The organism is Flavobacterium sp., assembly GCF_035292545.1.
Taxonomy (GTDB): Bacteria; Bacteroidota; Bacteroidia; order Flavobacteriales; family Flavobacteriaceae; genus Flavobacterium.
Map to the genome: position 1 here is coordinate 1 of NZ_DATDPV010000011.1, position 17,795 is coordinate 17,795.

Genomic DNA, 17,795 nt, shown 5'->3' on the forward strand with positions numbered 1-17,795 from the left:
GCTAATGAAGCGCCACCAGCTATTATCTCTGTTTTTATTGGTCAACAATTGACAAAAGTTTTAGCAGAATTAGAAGGTGTTTCTACAGGAAAATTATCTCCGGAAGAAAAAACCGATTTAAAATTGAACGTAGTAGGTAAAATTCCAGATGTACTTTTGGATAATACCGACAGAAACAGAACTTCGCCATTTGCTTTTACAGGAAACAAATTCGAGTTTAGAGCCGTGGGTTCTTCAGCGAATTGTGCCAATGCAATGACTACTTTGAATACTATTGTTGCCAAACAATTGAAAGATTTCAAAAAAGAAGTGGACGTTTTGATTGAATCTAAAGACATGAAAAAAGATGATGCCATTTTCAATGTTTTGAGAGAGTACATCAAACAATCCAAAAATATTCTTTTCGAAGGTGATGGCTATAGCGAAGCTTGGGAAATTGAAGCAGGAAAAAGAGGTTTGAGTAATTTCAAAACAACGCCATCTGCTTTAAAAGCCAGAGTTTCTAAACAAGCATTGGATTTATTCAAGGAAATGAACGTGATGAACCACATTGAGGTTGAAGCGCGTTACGAAATCGAATTGGAAGAATACACCAAAAAAATCCAAATCGAAGGTAGGGTTTTAGGTGATATTGCTAAAAATCATGTAGTTCCAACGGCGATTCGCTATCAAAATATTCTGATTGAAAACGTAAAAGGACTGAAAGAAATTTTCGGGAAAGATTTCGAGAAAATCGGAAAAGAGCAAATCGTTTTAATTAAAGAAATTTCTTCACATATCGAAGGTATAAACACCAATGTTGAGGCTATGACTGAAGCCAGAAAAACGGCAAATGTGATAACTGATGCCTATAAAATGGCAGAAGCTTATTGCGAAAATGTAAAACCGTATTTTGATATCATCAGAGAACATTGCGATAAATTGGAACTTTTAGTTGACGATGAAATCTGGACTTTAACAAAATACAGAGAGTTGTTGTTCACCAAGTAATTTTTTTTTGTTTTTTTTATATTTAGCACCCGACAAGTTTTCAAAACCTGTCGGGTGTTTTTGTTATAAATTTTCTTAACTTCGTTGTAGTTATTAATGGAAACAATGAAGTACTTCTTAGCAATACTGCTTTTCAATGTTATGACTGCAACTGCTCAAGAGAAACTAGAAGTTTTTTTTGACTTTGATAAATCCGAAATTAATGCAGTAGCCACTCAAAAACTCATTGATTGGATCAATCATTCTGAAGAAATTGAAGTCAAAAAAATATATGGTTTTTGCGATTGGAAAGGCACCAATCCCTACAACGATACCCTATCGATAAAACGGGTACAGTCAATTTACAATTTTTTGAAAGAAAGGAATGTAAAAATTAACGACAACTATGAAATCAAAGGTTTTGGTGAAGATTTTGAACAATCCAAAGTCCAGTCCGAAAACCGGAAGGTAATTGTTGTTTTTGATCAAATAAAAGAATCCAAACCCAAAACGGCCGAAGCCATTCTATTAGAAGAATTAAATCAAAAAATAAAAACTGCCAAAGCCGGAGATACCTTTAAACTAAAAAACATTTATTTTTTTAATAATTCCGCAAAATTAGTTCCTAAGTCGAAGCCAATTTTATACGAATTAGTTTGTATTATGGAAGACAATCCAAAATTAAAAATAGAAATACAAGGGCATATTTGTTGCCAGACTATTCCGGGGTTGTATGATGTTTCCATAGCAAGAGCAAGGGCAATCTATGTTTTTTTGATTCAAAATAAAATAGACAGAAAACGAATTTCTTTCAAAGGATACGGAATAACTAGACCCATTCATCCCATTCCTGAAAAATCTGAAGAAGAAGAAAATGAAAACCGCCGTGTAGAAATTAAGATTGTTGAGAATTAGTTTTTAAAATTTACTGTAATCTAACAATCTAAAAATCCAACAATCAAAAAATCTAATTATCTTTGCCACACAACAACACAACACAAAAAATGAGTTCAGATACCAGTAAACGATATGCACTTCGAGGCGTTTCGGCTTCCAAAGAAGATGTGCATAACGCCATAAAAAATATTGACAAAGGTTTATTTCCACAAGCTTTTTGTAAAATTATCCCTGATTATTTAACCCAGGACGAAGACTATTGCATCATTATGCATGCCGATGGCGCAGGAACAAAATCGTCATTAGCGTATATGTATTGGAAAGAAACCGGCGATATTTCGGTATGGAAAGGCATTTCGCAAGATGCTCTGATCATGAATATCGATGATTTACTATGCGTTGGCGCTACCGATAATATTTTATTGTCTTCTACCATCGGAAGAAACAAAAACCTGATTACCTCCGAAGTGATTTCAGCTATCATCAACGGAACCGAAGAATTAATTGCAGAATTAAAAACCTTCGGCGTAACGATTCATTCCACAGGTGGAGAAACTGCCGATGTAGGCGATATTGTTCGTACCATCATCGTAGATTCAACCGTGACGGCTAGAATGAAACGCAGTGATGTGATTGATAATGCCAATATTAAAGCAGGCGATGTCATCGTTGGTTTGGCTTCTTTCGGACAATCAAGTTATGAAAAAAGTTACAATGGCGGAATGGGAAGCAACGGATTAACTTCGGCGCGGCATGATGTTTTCGACAACTATCTGGCCAAAAAATATCCGGAAAGTTTTGATGCCGCTGTTCCCGAAGATTTAGTGTATTCCGGAAAAGTAAAACTAACAGATAAGGTTGAGAATTCCCCAATCGATGCCGGTAAATTAGTGCTTTCTCCTACGAGAACTTATGCGCCAATCATCAAGAAAATATTAGAAAAATATAAGTCGGACAACATTCACGGAATGGTGCATTGCAGTGGTGGTGCCCAAACTAAAATTTTGCATTTTGTAGAAAATCTTCACATTATAAAAGACAATTTATTTCCCGTTCCGCCATTATTTCAATTGATACAAGAGCAATCTAAAACCGATTGGAAGGAAATGTACCAGGTTTTCAATTGTGGACACCGAATGGAAATTTATGTACCCGAAAATGTAGCTCAAGACATCATTGCCATTTCAAAATCATTTAATGTCGATGCCCAAATCGTGGGCAGAGTAGAAGCGGCTGAAACTAAAAAACTCACCATCACAAGTGAGTACGGCGTATTTGAATATTAATTTTAGTTGCTGTTCAATCAGGAGCTAATCCCGCTATCCGCTAAATCTTTTTGTCCGCCGAAAATGGCGGACAAAAAGGATACCGCTGCTATCGGGGCTAAAAAACACAAAAAAATGTACGAATTAGTATTTTGGAATTACATAGACGGAATTTATCTAAACCATCAAGAAGTTTACGAAGCGATTGAAGAACAACAAGAAGTAGAAGGGTTGGAAGAACTTCCTACCACAGTCATTCTGAATAGAATCAATTCGGTATTTTCAAAATGGGAAAGAGTGGATGAATACAGCTGGAAAAACAATAGTGGACCCGGAGCTTTTTGTGTAAAAACCACACCGCAAAGTATAAAAATTGATTGTTATGGTACCGAAGGCAAAACCATGGATCGTTTGGTAGATATATTAGAAGAATATAACTGCCCGCTTTATGACCCGCAGGTGCCCGAGCGATTCGACGAAATGAATAAATAAATCAGTCAATACGAAAACGTACTAACTAAAAGAATGGATACAATTTTCGATTTCAATCAAAATCTGATTCTGGAAGATGAACACGTTTTACTTCGTCCTTTACAGGAAACCGATGTTAACAATCTTTTAGAATTCTCAATCAATGAGCCTGAACTTTGGAAATACTCTTTAGTTCGTGCCAACGGAAAAGAAAATCTGGAAAACTATATCCAAATTGCCTTAAAAGCAAGAACCAGTCAAACTGAATTTCCGTTTGTAGTTTTCGATAAAAGAACTGGTAAATATGCCGGAAGCACCCGTTTTTACGACATTAATTTTCCTTTCAAAACCCTACAGTTGGGTTATACTTGGTATGGTTCCGCCTTTCAGGGAACGGGATTAAACAAACACTGCAAATATTTATTACTCGAATTTGCTTTCGAAACTTTAGGGATGGAGCGAGTAGAATTCCGTGCTGATAATGGAAATGAAAGAAGCAAAGCCGCCATGTTGAGCATTGGCTGTAAAGTAGATGGCGTTTTACGAAGTAACATGCCGACTTTCGAAAGCGAAGTCAGACGTGACAGTATTGTTTTGAGCATTTTACGAAACGAATGGTTTGAAGAAGCAAAAGAAAATTTGAAAAGAAAATTATAATATGAAAATCAAATTTCCAAATTATCACCCTTTTTAAAACCAATTAATTTTCTGTATTTTGATTCTGTTTCTATCAAATCGGCCTCTAATTGTTTGTATTTGCTGATATCTTTTATAGTAAGAACAAAGGCGACTACTTTATTATTTTGATCTACCAATGGTCTTCCGCTAAGAAGAATCCGCTCTTTTTTCTTTGTAGCCGGATCCCAAACCACCACATCAATATCATCCGTTGGTTCTCCTTTCAACGCACGCTCCATTGGTAAATTTTGGGCTGGAAAAATAGTTTTTTCATCTGGGTAAAATATTTCAAAATGGTTGATTATATTAGGTGTTATTTTATCATCTTCTTTAATTCCAAAAAACATTTTAGCCATATCATTAACCAAAACTATTTTTTTATCTGCATTGGCAACAATAACGCCCTCACTTAAATTCTCTAAAATCAATCGTAACTTTTCCTCGTTTTCATAAAGTTCTTTGGTTACCGTTTGCTGTTCTTCTTCTAATTTAATCTGTTCCGAAATATCTCGTGCAACAGAATACAATACGCCTTGCTGTAAATCGAAATTACTATGCCAATCCAACCATTTGTATGTTCCATCTTTGCAAAGTACGCGATCTCTGAAATTCACAACCGGCTCTCCTTTTAAAAGTTTAGCAAACATTTCATTGGCGACACCCTTGTCATCAGGATGAGTTAAGTCGGTAAATTTTATTTTATCCAAATCTTTTTCATCATACCCCAGTGTTTTGGTAAAAGCTGGATTGATTTTGATGAAGTGTTCCTCTTTGGCAACCGTAAGGATGTCAAATGCCAAATTAAAAAACTTATCAGCCATTTTTAAGGATCCTTCATTTTCGACTATTTCGGTAACATCACGAGCCACTGCATACATTGTTCCCGTTTGAATATCAATAGTACTGGACCAATCCAACCATTTATAGGATCCGTCTTTACTGCGTGCACGCGCCCTGTGATTTACCATGGATTCGCCTTTTTTCAGTTTATTAATGGCATCAATGTAGGCATTGGCATCATCAGGATGGGCAATCGATAAAAATGGTTTACCGTCCATATCCGTTTGATCATAACCGAGGTTTCTTGTGAAAGCCGGATTTACTTTTTCAAAATACTCCCCTTTGGCAACGACAAGCATGTCATAAGACATATTGAAAAATTTCTCTGACATTTTTAAAGACCCCTCATTTTCAACTATTTCAGTAACATCACGAGCCACCGCATACATTATTCCGGTTTGAATATCAATAGTACTGGACCAATCCAACCATTTATAGGATCCGTCTTTACTGCGTGCACGCGCCCTGTGATTTACCATGGATTCGCCTTTTTTTAGTTTATTAATGGCATCAATGTATGCATTGGCATCATCAGGATGGGCAATCGATAAAAATGGTTTACCGTCCATATCCGTTTGATCATAGCCGAGGTTTCTTGTGAAAGCCGGATTTACTTTTTCAAAATATTCGCCTTTGGCAACTACAAGCATGTCATAAGACATATTGAAAAATTTCTGTGCTACGACTAAAGAGCTTTCTATTTCTTTTTGCAACGTAACATCATGCGCAACAGCATATATCAATCCAGTTGAAAGATCAGGAGAGGCAGACCAAACAAGGGATTTAATGGATTCATCTTTACAGATCCATCTGTTTTCAAATTTTATTGTTAAAATACCCATTTGAAGTTTAACAATTTCCATCTGTGTAATTGCGTGATCTTTTGGGTAAACAAAATGCATGAATGGTTGACTTAACAATTCCTCTTCGGAATAACCCAATAAGTTAGTTAGTGCCGGGTTAATTTTTACAAATTTATCTTCTGAGATAATCACCATGATATCTAAAGACATATAAAATAATTTGTCGGCCGCTTTGAATGTTTCTTCCTGTTTTTTTATTTCAGTGATATCGGTAGAAATTCCCCCAATAGCAAAAATTCTTCCGGCCAGATCATACAAAGGGAATTTAACTGCAATATAGGTATGCAAACCATCCGGTAGCTGAATAGTTTCTTGGGTCTTTAATTCTTTTAATACTTTTGTAACTTCCAGATCTGATGCCCGGTAACCATCGGCTAGTTTTTTAGGTAAAAAATCATGATCTGTCAGTCCTTTTATTTTTTCACTCGAAATTTGAAATAATGCGGCATACTTTTTATTTATCAATAAGTATTCGCCATTTATTTTTTTAACGTATATGGGATTGGAAGTGCTATCAAAGACAGACTGAAGCAGATGCTTGTTATCAAGAGTTGAGTTTTGGGAATTAATTTTAGCATGTAGAAGGGTACGAATAATAAAATAGACTATTATTAGTAAAATGATGGAAAGGATAAATAATGAAATGGCTATCCAATTCCATGTTTCATCTAAGTTTTGTCCTTTTTTGGGCTCAAATTTTAAAGTAAAAACCCATGCTAAAGCAATAACGACCAACAGATTGATTATAAATCCTAAAAATATTTTTTTTTTAAAAGAAATTTTCATGGTTTTATGGTATTAAATTTAACTTGTATCAGGCTCGATAAGTTGAACAATCAACTTACAAATATATTTGTTGAAGAAATTATAGTAAAGAAAAGTCAGAGGCCCAATTGTTCAGATATATCTTTAGTTTGATATTTTTGCACTGATGTTAAAGAAGGAGAGGAAATTTATTTATTTTTTCGCTTTTTTATTTTCTTCTGAAAGTTTATTGCAACTTATTTTTTGTTAAGATTATCAAATTTCTAAATGATCATCTTTCTTATAACCTATTAATTGTCTGTACTTTGATTCTGTTTCTTTCAATTCTTTCTCCATTTGTTTGTATTTGCTGATATCTTTTATGGTGATGACAACAGCCGCAACTTTATTATTTTGGTCCACCAATGGTCTTCCGCTAATGAGAACCCGTTTTTTTTCCTGTTTCGCCGGATCCCAAAGTACCACATCAATGTCGTCGGTTGACTCTCCTTTTAACGCACGCTCCATTGGTAAGTTTTGGGATGGGAAAATTGTTTTTTCATCTGGAAAATATACTTCAAAATGATTTATCAAATTAGGTGATATTTCATCATCTTCTTTGATTCCAAAAAACGAATTGGCCATTTCATTGGCCATTACTATTTTTTTATCAGCATTTGCTACAATAACGCCCTCACTGATATTCTCTATAATTAAACGTAGCTTTTCTTCATTTTCATACAATTCGTTAATGATATTTTTATTCTCAGTAATGTCCCTTACAAAGCCAATAAATAAATATTTCCCATCCATTTTGATAGGTGAAATACTCAGTGATATAGGAAATTCCTTTCCTTCTTTATTGACAGCTTCTAATTCAGTAGTTTTATTTAAGATTGGCCCGATTCCGGTTGTTATATAATGTTCCATGCCTTTTTTATGTGATTCCCGGTAACGTGGAGGAATAATTAAGTCATATAAGGGTTTTCCAATTGCTTCGGTTCTTTCCCATCCAAAAACTGATTCTGCCATTGGGTTCCATTTTAAAACTGTACTTTCCGCATCAATTACGATAACTGAATCAGGTGCACCATCAAAAATGGTTTGTATTTGTTGTTCGTCCTCTTTTAATTTTTGAGTGTAAATTTTTAGCCTTTCTTCATCAATCCTTTTTTTGGTGATGTCTTGTGAAACGGCATACATCATTCCTGTTTTACTATCGGTTGTTATCATAGATTCAACCCATTTATAGGTTCCATCTTTAGATAATATTGGATATATAACATTTGTATCTACATCCTCTCCTTTTAAACGTTTGGCCAGTCTTTCACTTGCTATTTTTACATAATCTGGGTGAATAAGATCTAAAATCGATAGGTTCTCTAAGTCATTTAGGGTATAACCCAAAATACGGGTAAAGGCAGGGTTTATTTTTATAAATTTTGAGCCTTTTGAAACAAAAAAAGCATCAAATGACATTTCAAAAAAATTATTAACTATTTTAAGGGACTCTTCAGATTCAACCAATTCAGTAACATCACGAGCCACCGCATACATTATACCAGTTTTGAGATCTATAGTACTTGACCAATCCAACCATTTGTAAGAACCGTCTTTGCTGCGTGCACGAGCTCTGTAATTGACCATGGATTCCCCTTTTTGTAATTTTTTAATGGCATCAACAGATGCTTTAAGATCATCGGGATGGGTAAATGATAGAAAAGGCTTGTTTTGCATATCCTTTTGATCATAGCCTAGATTTCTTATGAAGGCTGGATTTACTTTGACAAAGTAATCGCCCTTGGCAACGACAAGCATGTCATAGGTCATATTAAAAAAATTATCTGCAGCTATTAAAGATTTGGCTGTTTCTTTTTCTGCTGTAACATCACGAGCAATCGCATATAACAATCCGGTTAAAGGATCAGGCGAGGTAGACCATACAAGCCATTTAATTGATCCATCTTTGCAGATCCATCTGTTTTCAAATTTTATTGTTAAAGCACCTGCCTGGAGTTTCTCAATTTCCTTCTGTGTAGTGATTAAGTCATCAGGATGTACATAAGTGAGAAATGGCTGGCTTAATAATTCCTCTTCAGAATAGCCCAAAGTTTTACTGACCATTGGATTAATTTTTACAAATTTATCTTGTGATGCAATAATCATCATATCTAAGGACATATTAAAGAATTTACCGGCACCTTTTAAAGACTCCTCTAATTTTTTTCTTTCGGTAATATCAGTAGAAATTCCCCCAATAGCATAAACTCTTCCTGCTGAATCATATAAAGGGAATTTTACGGCAATATATGTATGTGGGCCATCCGCTTGCTGGATGGTTTCTTCAATTTTTAATTCTCTCAGGGCTTTCACAACTTCAAGATCCGAATTTCGATAAGCATCCGCAGTTTCTTTAGGTAAAAAATCATAATCGGTTTTACCTATTATTTCTTCATTTGAGATTTGAAATAACGACTCAGATTGTTTATTAATCAATAAATATTCGCCATTTATCTTTTTAATGAAAATGGGATTGGAAGTATTGTCAATGATTGACTGAAGCAGTTGCTTGTTTTCTAAAAGCAAGTTTTGGGAAATTGTTTTAGCACGCAATTGGGCGCGAATAATAAAATATACGATAGTCAATAAAATGATGGAAAGGACAAACAAGGAAATTTCAATCCAATTTAATCTTGAATCCAAAGTCTGGTCTCTTTGCTTGTTAAATCTTGAAATAAATATCCATCCTGAAGCAATAACGACCAATATATTAATGATAAATCCTATAAATATTTTTTTTTCAAAAGAAATCTTCATGGCTTTACGGTATTAAAATTGACTTGTAATAATTTCAATAGAAGTGCTTATGTGTATGAAAGTTAGTGAATTATAATCAATAATCAAATATAATTTCAAGGTTTTTATTGTGAAATAAGTTACAAAAAAGAGATGAAAAGATTGCGGAATCTATTTCCAACCAAAATTGGTGTATGGAGGACACTTTGAACTGTTCTTACAATGGCTGGAAAATTTACGTACAACAACTCCAAATTTTTATAGAGAAACGAAAAGAGTAAAAACTAGTTTTGTTGTAACACGTTTAAAATAATTTATTATCCCAATCTAAGTCTTAATATGCTATAATTGTTTCTTCAAATTTGAGAATAAATAGTAAAAAGAAATACCTTTGATGAAAATTGAATATTTTATGAAAATAAACCTGAAAAACGGAATTGATAAACTCATTTTCGGAATGAAACAAAATGACGTTACCGCTATTTACGGTAAGCCAGACAGAAATTACAAAGACGAAGACGATAATGTGATTTTTGCCTATAATGCTCAAAAAATGCGTTTGACTTTCTATAAAGATGAAGAATTCAAATTGGGTTATATCGTGGCTTCCAGTTCGGATTTAGACTTATTCGGGAACAAACTGATAGGTAGAAAAATAAGTGAAGTCAAAAAAGATTTGTCTCAAAAGGGGCTAATAAAATTTACACAGGAAGATTTTGATACCTTCGAAAACTATTTCAACGAAGAAAACTGGATTATCTTGCAGACCGAATTTGATGAGGTCGTAAAAGTTGAAATCGGAGCCATCATCAATGATAAGGATGAATTCGACTGGAAATTTGGAAAAAAATAAACATTCAGAAATACTTTGAAATAAAAAGGGATTAACTTTAAAGTTAATCCCTTTTTATATAATTGAAAGGTAATTTATTTTGTAGGTGAAGAAGGCATTGCTTCAAGCATTTCGATTTCGAAAATAATATTCGCATTTGGAGGAATAACACCACCTGCGCCTCTTTCGCCATATCCTAGTTTTGCCGGAATAAAAATCACCGCTTTATCTCCAAAAGACATTAGATTTAATCCTTCAAGAAAACCGGGAATTAAACCGTCTTTTTTTCCATATTGAAAAGGGAAAGGCTGGTATCCATTTTGCGAAGCTCTGTTTTGATCGAACTTTCCGTAGGTTTTATTCACCTCTTCATAATTGCTGTCAAATAAACTTCCGTCTTCCAGATAACCAGCATAATAAACATAAATGTTTGTGCCGCCAACTGGTTTTTTTCCAGTGCCCTTTTGAATAATTTTATATTCTAAACCTGTATCTGATTTTGTAGCAGTAGCTTTAATTCCATTTAAGTAGGCTAATTTTTTAGCTTTTATAGGAGCAGATTTTTCGTCGTAAACTCTTTTTGCTTCAGCATCAATTATCGCTTGTTTGGCTCTGTTTTCAGCATCAATTGCAGCTTGTTTCTTCTGGTCTTCAGCTTTATTTCCAAAGTAATCTGCGAAGACTTTTGGGGCATCGAATTTCTTCGCAACAGCACCTTTTCTAACAATGGTAACTTTATTGATAGCATCATCCTGGGTGATAGCATTTACCACTTCCATTCCACTAGTTACATGTCCGAACACTGTATGTTTTCCGTTTAACCAAGACGTTTCTTTATGTGTGATAAAAAACTGGCTTCCGTTAGTTGTAGGACCAGAATTTGCCATAGATAGAATACCACCTTTGTCGTGTTTTAGATCTGTAAATTCATCTTTAAAAGCATAACCGGGACCGCCAGAACCATTTCCTGCAGGATCACCACCTTGAATCATAAAGTCTTTGATTACTCTGTGGAATTTTAATCCATCATAAAAAGGTTTTCCTTTTAGCTTTTCATCGGTTACAAAAGTATTTTTACCTTCCGCAAGTGATATAAAGTTAGCCACGGTAACCGGTGTTTTTTGGTATTCTAATTGAACAACAATTTTACCTTTAGTAGTTTCAATTTCTGCAAAAATCCCCTCAAGCGCTGCAGCATTAGGTTTTTTAGCAGTTACCGTTGTTTTTTTAGCAGCAACAGGTTTTTTAGTGTTTTGAGAATAAATAGATGTTGTTATTCCTAAAAACAACAAAAACATGATTTTAAATTTCATTTTCAATTAGATTAAAACTCCTTACTTGTTTTGCATTATGCTGGGATTTTCAGGTTTTTTCCCTTTTTTTATTTTTTATTTTGGCATGTTTTCTAATAATTCAACCTCAAAAATGATATTGGCATTTGGAGGGATAATTCCACCAGCTCCGGCTACGCCATAAGCAAGATTGGAAGGAATAAATAAAACGGCTTTGTCTCCAATAGACATATTTTCTAAACCTTCAACAAATCCAGGGATCATTCCGTCCTTTTTTCCTGCTTGGAAAGGGATTGGGATGTATTGTCTGGCGTCAGCTCTTCTTTGATCAAATTTTCCAAATGTTTTGGCTACTGATTCAATACTGCTGTCAAAAAGTGTTCCATCTTCAAGAAAACCTGCATAATGGATGTATATTGTAGAACCATTCGCAGGTTTTTTGCCACTTCCTTTTTCGGTAATTTTGTATTGTAAACCCGTTTTAGTCTTTGTGGCATCTGCTTTTAAAGCATCGAAATAGGCCACTTTTAATTCTATTATGGTCTTGAATTTTTCAATATAATTTTTTTTGTTTTCGGCATCAATAACTGCTTTATTTTTTAAATTTTCAGCTTCGTTTGCAAAGAAATCATTAAAAACTTTTACAGCATCAAACTTTTTGGCAGCTTCTCCTTTTCTAATTATGTTGATAGCAATTATGTCATCGTTCTGGATGATTTTATTTACGGTTTCCATGCCATTTCCGACAACATGTCCAAAAATAGTGTGCAATCCGTTTAACCATGGTGTTTCGATATGTGTGATGAAAAATTGGCTGCTATTGGTTCCCGGACCGGAATTTGCCATGGCGATAAGGCCGCCTTTGTCGAACTTCATATCCGTAATTTCATCTTTGAATTTGTATCCTGTATCACCGGAACCGTTTCCTAACGGATCTCCGCCCTGAATCATGAATTCGGCAATTACCCTATGAAATTTCAAACCATCAAAAAATGGTTTTCCTTTAAATTGTTCGCTTACAAAAGTGTTTTTCCCTTCTGCCAATGTCACAAAATTAGCGACTGTTACTGGTGTTTTTTCAAATTCAAGTTGAACTAAAATAGTTCCTTTATTGGTTTCAATTTCGGCATATAATCCATCTGCCAAATCACTATGCGCATCTTTGCAAGAGAAAAATGTCGCGATTACAATTACCAATAGGCTTATTCTTTTTTTCATTTTGATTTTTATTCGGTTGTTACTTTATTTTTATTGATTTGTTCGGTGTTCTTAGCCGCTTCTGGTTTAAAATCATTCAATGTTACGGTACAAATTAAAGGTTCATTGGTTCCGATTTTTTTATCATCACCATGATAGCCATATGCCATATGAGATGGAAAAAGGAACGTTACCTTTTCTTTCTTACGCATCAATTTGATACCATGTCGCAATCCCATCATGATTTTTTGTTCTTTATCAACATAATAAGTTTGCGGTTTTAATTCTAACTCTGAATAAATTACATTTCCATCTAAATCTTTAATTTCATAATCAAAATAGGCAATGTCTCCTTTTTTTGGAGTTAAGGTATCTAATTCATTTTTGGTTTCGTAGTGATACCAGTATCCTTTTGTTGAAGCAATGTATTTTATTGCGGGATTACTTTTGATAATGGAATCAATTTTTCCTTCTTCGTTTGCCACTAATTTTTTATTTCGCTCGGCAGATTCTTTCATGAAAGTTCCTGACGATTGAGAAATCGGCATTCTGGCTTTTTGTTGACTACAACTCATAACCATAAGAATACAAAGTATTATGAGCAATAATGCGATGATTTTATTTTTCATATTTATTATAATTTAGTAACTAAATCTTCAAATTTTTTGATGGTTTCTTCCATCGATAAGTCCGATTTTCCACCGGCCGCATTAATATGTCCGCCACCGCCAAAATGATCTCTGGCAAATTGGTTTACATCAAAATCACCTTGAGAACGGAACGATATCTTGATAATTTTTTCTTCTTTATTTTCGATAAAAATAGCCGTAAAAATAATGCCTTTTATCGTTAATCCATAATTTACAATCCCTTCAGTATCTCCTTTAACATAATGAAAAGTATCCAATTCCTCTTGAGTAAGTGTAATATAAGAAGTTCTGTGCTCTGGTATTACTTTTAGATTTTGCAGGGCTCTTCCCAATAATTGCAGTCGATTATACGAATGATTGTCAAAAAGTAAATTTGGAACTTCAGAATTGTCTACACCCAAATCTATTAAATCGGCTACAACCCGATGGGTTCTTCCAGTTGTTTTTGGATATTTGAATGAACCTGAATCCGTTAATATTCCGGTGTAAATGCAAGTCGCTATCGTTTTGTCGATTAAATTTTGTTGTCCCAAAAAGTCAATAAAATTATAAATCATCTCACAAGTGGAGCCAAAAGCGGTATCTGAATAGGTGTGCGTTGCGTAATCATCCGGTTTTTGATGATGATCAATCATGATAAAAGGTACAGAAAGTGTTTTTAGCACGTTTTCCATTTCGCCCACGCGATGCAAAGCATTAAAATCTAAAGTAAAGATTAGTTCAGCTTCCTGAAGGATTTTGGTGGTAGTTTCTTTGTTTTTTTCAAAAATCAAAACAGTTTCAGAATCCGGCAGCCAAGCTAAAAATTCCGGGAATTCGTTTGGCGCAATAACAACGGGCTGGTGATTTAATTTTAATAAAAAATGATACAAAGCCAACGTAGAACCCATGGCATCGCCATCAGGACTTCTGTGTGGAATGATTGCAATTTTTTTTGGAGTTGCCAATAGCAACTGTATAGCTTGAATATCGGAATTTTTCATAGAGTGCGAAGTTACATTTTTTTCGCAAATGAGAAACATTTTAACAAGTTGTTACAAATTACTTTGTTAGAAAAAGCCCTAACCAAACAGCAAATAATCCGGTAATAATACTAACTCCGATATAAACAAAAGCCAATCCCGAATTGTTACTTTGCATTAAAGAAATATTTTCATAGCCAAAAGCTGAAAAAGTGGTGTAACCTCCGCAGAATCCGGTTATGAGAAACCATTTTAAATCGGAATTTGTCATGTGATTTTTTTCTAATAGACCTACAATTAAGCCGATAAGAAAACAGCCCAAAACATTAGTAGTCAGAGTAGCAAGAGGAAAAATTGAAGCGTAATATTTGTGCGCCATTACCGAAGTTAAGTATCGAAAAACACTGCCAATTCCTCCGCCTAATGCTATTAAAACTAATGTTCGAATCATTTAGTTTTTGTTTTATTTGGAAGTTGCAATAACAAAATTCAGTTTCAATTTAACGCCCATTTGCATCAAATCTACTAAATCCTGCACTTTATTGTCGGCTGGAACCCTTACCACAACGGTTTTGTCATTGTTTGCGGAAGTTTTTTCATATAAAACCTGTTCCAATTGGTCAAAAGGAACTTCTTGTTTGTTTATATAATAAAGTTTGTCTTCAGTAACCGATAAACTAATGTGGTCTTTATTCGTAGTTTCATTCGTTTTTGCTTTTGGTAAAGTCAACTTTATCACGTTTGGATTGGCCAACGTCGATATAATCAGGAAAAATAAAAACAAAAAGAACATAATGTCGGCCAAAGACGAGGTCGGAATTTCAGCGTGAAAACGCTTGTTTCTTTTAATTGCCATCTTATGGTTCTTGAATTACATTAATAATTTCTAAAGTCTGTTTTTGCATTTTCAACGAATAATTATCAATCATCATATTGAATAAATGGTAAGCAGAATAAGCAATAACGCCCACAACAAGTCCAGCGCCGCTACTAATCATCTTTTCATATAAACCTCCGGAGATCGTTTGAATATTCAAATTTCCTGTATTCGAAATCGTGTGGAATATTTTGATAACCCCCATAATCGTACCAACAAAACCAAGAATAGGAGCAATCCCTGAAATCAGTCCAAGATGACCTAAACCTTTTTCCATTTGTGCAATTTCGACATTTGCGGTTCGGTCCATATTGGATTCAATTTCGCTGATTGGTCTTCCAATGATTGAAATTCCGCTTCTCAAAATATTTCCTGAAGCCGTATTTTCACGACTGCACAACATGATCGCATTATCTAATTTTCCGGTTTTCAATTGCATTTTCACATCGTTAACCAAATTAACATCCTGTTTCGTTGCTTTTTTGATGGACAAATAGCGTTCAATAATTACATAAACACAAAAGAATAATAATAAAATAATGGGAATAATCATTACCCCGCCTTTCAACAAAAAGTCTAAATAGGAAATGTTTTCAGTAACACTAACATCCATATCCGCAGTGGTAGCCGCATTCGCAATAGTATCGGTAACAGGATTGACTTGCAATAGAAAATTTAAAAACATCATAGAAATTTCTTTTATTTAGTAAGTTCACAAAAGTGCGTAATTTTTTTAAAAAGCTCCCACAAAAATAACGGTTTTTTTGAAGTTACCGTTTTTCATGTAGTAAGAATAACGAAACTTTTTTGAATTAAGTATTCAATTTTTAAAAAGCGATTCAATTTTTTGATGTTGGTTTCGGAATTTTATTACGATTTCATCGGTATTTCACTAAAATTATAAATTCAAAAAATTTTCAATGGTTCTTTTTTTCAATTCCAAATATTAAAAGTATTTTTGCACATGCAACACAACGTACTTATTTTAGATTTCGGATCGCAATACACACAACTTATTGCACGAAGAGTTCGCGAATTAAATATTTTCTGCGAAATCTTTCCTTTCAATCATTTTCCGAGTGATTTATCAAGTTATAAAGCGGTAATTCTAGGTGGAAGCCCATTTTCTGTTCGGGGAGATGATGCGCCACATCCTGATTTGTCTCAAATTAGAGGGAAATTACCTGTACTTGCCGTTTGTTACGGAGCGCAATACTTAGCCCATTTTAGTGGTGGCGAAGTCGCTGCTTCCAATACAAGAGAATACGGTAGAGCCAATTTGACGTTTATTAAAGAAGATGAAGTCTTTTTTGAAGGCGTTTCTGAGAATTCACAAGTTTGGATGAGTCATAGCGATAGTGTCAAATTTTTACCGACCAATGGAGTAAAATTGGCAAGCACACATGATGTAGAATTTGCGGCTTACAAAATCGAAGGTGAAACAACTTACGCAATCCAATACCATCCAGAAGTTTTCCATTCAACTGATGGAAAGCAAATGTTAGAGAATTTTTTAGTAAAAATTGCTGATGTTCCGCAAACTTTTACACCAAATGCTTTTGTTGAAGAAATGGTTTCTGAGTTAAAAGAAAAAGTACAAGACGATAAAGTAGTACTTGGACTTTCAGGAGGAGTAGATTCAACGGTAGCGGCAGTTTTATTGCATCAGGCTATCGGGAAAAACTTATATTGTATTTTCGTAAATAACGGTTTGCTTCGTAAAAACGAATACGAACAAGTGTTGGAACAATACAAAGGAATGGGCTTAAATGTAAAAGGAGTTGATGCTTCGGCACGCTTTTTGGATGCTTTAGCAGGCATTGAAGACCCGGAATTAAAAAGAAAAGCAATCGGCAGGGTTTTTATCGAAGTTTTTGATGACGAAGCACACCGAATTGAAGATGTAAAATGGCTGGCACAAGGAACCATTTATCCTGACGTAATCGAATCGGTTTCGGTGAAAGGGCCTTCAGCAACAATCAAGTCGCATCACAATGTAGGTGGTTTGCCGGATTATATGAAATTGAAGATTGTAGAGCCGCTTCGAATGTTGTTTAAAGACGAAGTTCGTAGAGTAGGGGCAACATTAGGCATAGATGCTGCGTTATTAGGAAGGCATCCTTTCCCTGGACCAGGTTTATCTATTCGAATTTTGGGAGATATTACCCCGGAGAAAGTGCGAATCCTGCAAGAAGTAGATGCCGTTTTTATTGACGGATTGAGATCTTGGGGATTGTATGACAAAGTTTGGCAGGCCGGAGCTATTTTGCTCCCTGTCAATAGCGTAGGAGTAATGGGCGATGAGCGTACCTATGAAAAAGTAGTGGCACTTCGAGCAGTAGAATCTACCGACGGAATGACTGCAGACTGGGTACATTTGCCATATGATTTCTTAATGAAAGTGTCAAACGATATTATCAATAAAGTAAAAGGAGTGAACAGAGTGGTGTATGATATTAGTT

The 17,795-nt window shown here is 34.6% G+C and carries 15 protein-coding genes and 1 pseudogene; 7 read left to right on the plus strand and 9 right to left on the minus strand.

The window, feature by feature from the left end; all coding sequences use genetic code 11:
• The 5 genes and pseudogenes from VI621_RS01560 to VI621_RS01580 all read left to right on the plus strand — a co-directional run.
• Window positions 1–990, plus strand: a pseudogene (locus tag VI621_RS01560) (glutamine synthetase type III); the annotation flags it as partial.
• A 105-nt stretch (window positions 991–1,095) separates the two neighbouring features.
• Window positions 1,096–1,884 carry an OmpA family protein gene (locus VI621_RS01565; RefSeq protein ID WP_324216637.1) on the plus strand — a complete coding sequence of 263 codons (789 nt, stop codon included), beginning with the start codon at window positions 1,096–1,098 and terminating at the stop codon, window positions 1,882–1,884.
• An 89-nt stretch (window positions 1,885–1,973) separates the two neighbouring features.
• A complete protein-coding gene (locus VI621_RS01570; RefSeq protein ID WP_324216638.1) occupies window positions 1,974–3,152 on the plus strand; it encodes an AIR synthase related protein in 1,179 nt (392 codons plus the stop codon).
• A gap of 114 nt (window positions 3,153–3,266) precedes the next feature.
• Window positions 3,267–3,623: a hypothetical protein gene (locus VI621_RS01575; RefSeq protein WP_324216650.1), complete on the plus strand. Its 357-nt coding sequence runs from the start codon at window positions 3,267–3,269 to the stop codon at window positions 3,621–3,623.
• Between the two features lie 33 nt (window positions 3,624–3,656).
• Window positions 3,657–4,259 carry a GNAT family N-acetyltransferase gene (locus VI621_RS01580; RefSeq protein ID WP_324216639.1) on the plus strand — a complete coding sequence of 201 codons (603 nt, stop codon included), beginning with the start codon at window positions 3,657–3,659 and terminating at the stop codon, window positions 4,257–4,259.
• Window positions 4,260–4,267: 8 nt separating this feature from the next.
• On the opposite strand, the gene VI621_RS01585 is transcribed toward VI621_RS01580, so the two are convergent.
• Together VI621_RS01585 and VI621_RS01590 are read right to left on the minus strand one after the other, a co-directional pair.
• A complete protein-coding gene (locus VI621_RS01585) occupies window positions 4,268–6,769 on the minus strand; it encodes a PAS domain S-box protein (protein ID WP_324216640.1) in 2,502 nt (833 codons plus the stop codon).
• A gap of 234 nt (window positions 6,770–7,003) precedes the next feature.
• Entirely contained in the window at window positions 7,004–9,544 is a 2,541-nt protein-coding gene (locus tag VI621_RS01590; protein WP_324216641.1) for a PAS domain S-box protein, read from the minus strand.
• Window positions 9,545–9,935: 391 nt separating this feature from the next.
• Between VI621_RS01590 and VI621_RS01595 the strand changes: the two genes are divergently transcribed.
• Window positions 9,936–10,376 carry a hypothetical protein gene (locus VI621_RS01595; RefSeq protein ID WP_324216651.1) on the plus strand — a complete coding sequence of 147 codons (441 nt, stop codon included), beginning with the start codon at window positions 9,936–9,938 and terminating at the stop codon, window positions 10,374–10,376.
• Between the two features lie 74 nt (window positions 10,377–10,450).
• Here the strand turns inward: VI621_RS01595 and VI621_RS01600 are convergent, their stop codons facing one another.
• From VI621_RS01600 to VI621_RS01630, 7 genes are all read right to left on the minus strand, one after another.
• A complete protein-coding gene (locus VI621_RS01600) occupies window positions 10,451–11,668 on the minus strand; it encodes a peptidylprolyl isomerase (protein ID WP_324216642.1) in 1,218 nt (405 codons plus the stop codon).
• A 75-nt stretch (window positions 11,669–11,743) separates the two neighbouring features.
• Window positions 11,744–12,865 carry a peptidylprolyl isomerase gene (locus tag VI621_RS01605; RefSeq protein ID WP_324216643.1) on the minus strand — a complete coding sequence of 374 codons (1,122 nt, stop codon included), beginning with the start codon at window positions 12,863–12,865 and terminating at the stop codon, window positions 11,744–11,746.
• 8 nt (window positions 12,866–12,873) lie between these two features.
• Window positions 12,874–13,473, minus strand: a complete 600-nt coding sequence (gene gldI / locus VI621_RS01610) for a gliding motility-associated peptidyl-prolyl isomerase GldI (RefSeq protein ID WP_324216644.1) — start codon at window positions 13,471–13,473, stop codon at window positions 12,874–12,876.
• A gap of 5 nt (window positions 13,474–13,478) precedes the next feature.
• Window positions 13,479–14,477 (minus strand): bifunctional oligoribonuclease/PAP phosphatase NrnA, encoded by a 999-nt coding sequence (locus VI621_RS01615; RefSeq protein ID WP_324216645.1) that lies wholly within the window; start codon window positions 14,475–14,477, stop codon window positions 13,479–13,481.
• A gap of 58 nt (window positions 14,478–14,535) precedes the next feature.
• On the minus strand, window positions 14,536–14,907 hold the full coding sequence (crcB, locus tag VI621_RS01620) for a fluoride efflux transporter CrcB (RefSeq protein ID WP_324216646.1): 372 nt from the start codon (window positions 14,905–14,907) through the stop codon (window positions 14,536–14,538).
• A gap of 12 nt (window positions 14,908–14,919) precedes the next feature.
• Entirely contained in the window at window positions 14,920–15,312 is a 393-nt protein-coding gene (locus VI621_RS01625) for a biopolymer transporter ExbD (protein WP_324216647.1), read from the minus strand.
• Window position 15,313: 1 nt separating this feature from the next.
• Complete coding sequence (locus VI621_RS01630; protein WP_324216648.1) at window positions 15,314–16,021, minus strand: MotA/TolQ/ExbB proton channel family protein; 708 nt, start codon at window positions 16,019–16,021, stop codon at window positions 15,314–15,316.
• 276 nt (window positions 16,022–16,297) lie between these two features.
• On the opposite strand from VI621_RS01630, the gene guaA reads away from it, so the two are divergent.
• On the plus strand, window positions 16,298–17,795 hold a 1,498-nt coding region (guaA, locus tag VI621_RS01635; RefSeq protein WP_324216649.1), incomplete at its 3' end, for a glutamine-hydrolyzing GMP synthase.

Excerpts from the sequence above, each read along its gene's own strand:
- VI621_RS01630 (WP_324216648.1), bottom strand. The coding sequence starts at position 16,021 with ATGATGTTTTTAAATTTTCTATTGCAAGTCAATCCTGTTACCGATACT.
- VI621_RS01615 (WP_324216645.1), bottom strand. The coding sequence starts at position 14,477 with ATGAAAAATTCCGATATTCAAGCTATACAGTTGCTATTGGCAACTCCA.
- VI621_RS01570 (WP_324216638.1), top strand. The coding sequence starts at position 1,974 with ATGAGTTCAGATACCAGTAAACGATATGCACTTCGAGGCGTTTCGGCT.
- VI621_RS01580 (WP_324216639.1), top strand. The coding sequence starts at position 3,657 with ATGGATACAATTTTCGATTTCAATCAAAATCTGATTCTGGAAGATGAA.
- VI621_RS01625 (WP_324216647.1), bottom strand. The coding sequence starts at position 15,312 with ATGGCAATTAAAAGAAACAAGCGTTTTCACGCTGAAATTCCGACCTCG.
- VI621_RS01590 (WP_324216641.1), bottom strand. The coding sequence starts at position 9,544 with ATGAAGATTTCTTTTGAAAAAAAAATATTTATAGGATTTATCATTAAT.
- VI621_RS01595 (WP_324216651.1), top strand. The coding sequence starts at position 9,936 with ATGAAAATAAACCTGAAAAACGGAATTGATAAACTCATTTTCGGAATG.
- VI621_RS01600 (WP_324216642.1), bottom strand. The coding sequence starts at position 11,668 with ATGAAATTTAAAATCATGTTTTTGTTGTTTTTAGGAATAACAACATCT.
- VI621_RS01565 (WP_324216637.1), top strand. The coding sequence starts at position 1,096 with ATGAAGTACTTCTTAGCAATACTGCTTTTCAATGTTATGACTGCAACT.
- gldI (WP_324216644.1), bottom strand. The coding sequence starts at position 13,473 with ATGAAAAATAAAATCATCGCATTATTGCTCATAATACTTTGTATTCTT.
- crcB (WP_324216646.1), bottom strand. The coding sequence starts at position 14,907 with ATGATTCGAACATTAGTTTTAATAGCATTAGGCGGAGGAATTGGCAGT.
- VI621_RS01605 (WP_324216643.1), bottom strand. The coding sequence starts at position 12,865 with ATGAAAAAAAGAATAAGCCTATTGGTAATTGTAATCGCGACATTTTTC.
- VI621_RS01575 (WP_324216650.1), top strand. The coding sequence starts at position 3,267 with ATGTACGAATTAGTATTTTGGAATTACATAGACGGAATTTATCTAAAC.
- VI621_RS01585 (WP_324216640.1), bottom strand. The coding sequence starts at position 6,769 with ATGAAAATTTCTTTTAAAAAAAAAATATTTTTAGGATTTATAATCAAT.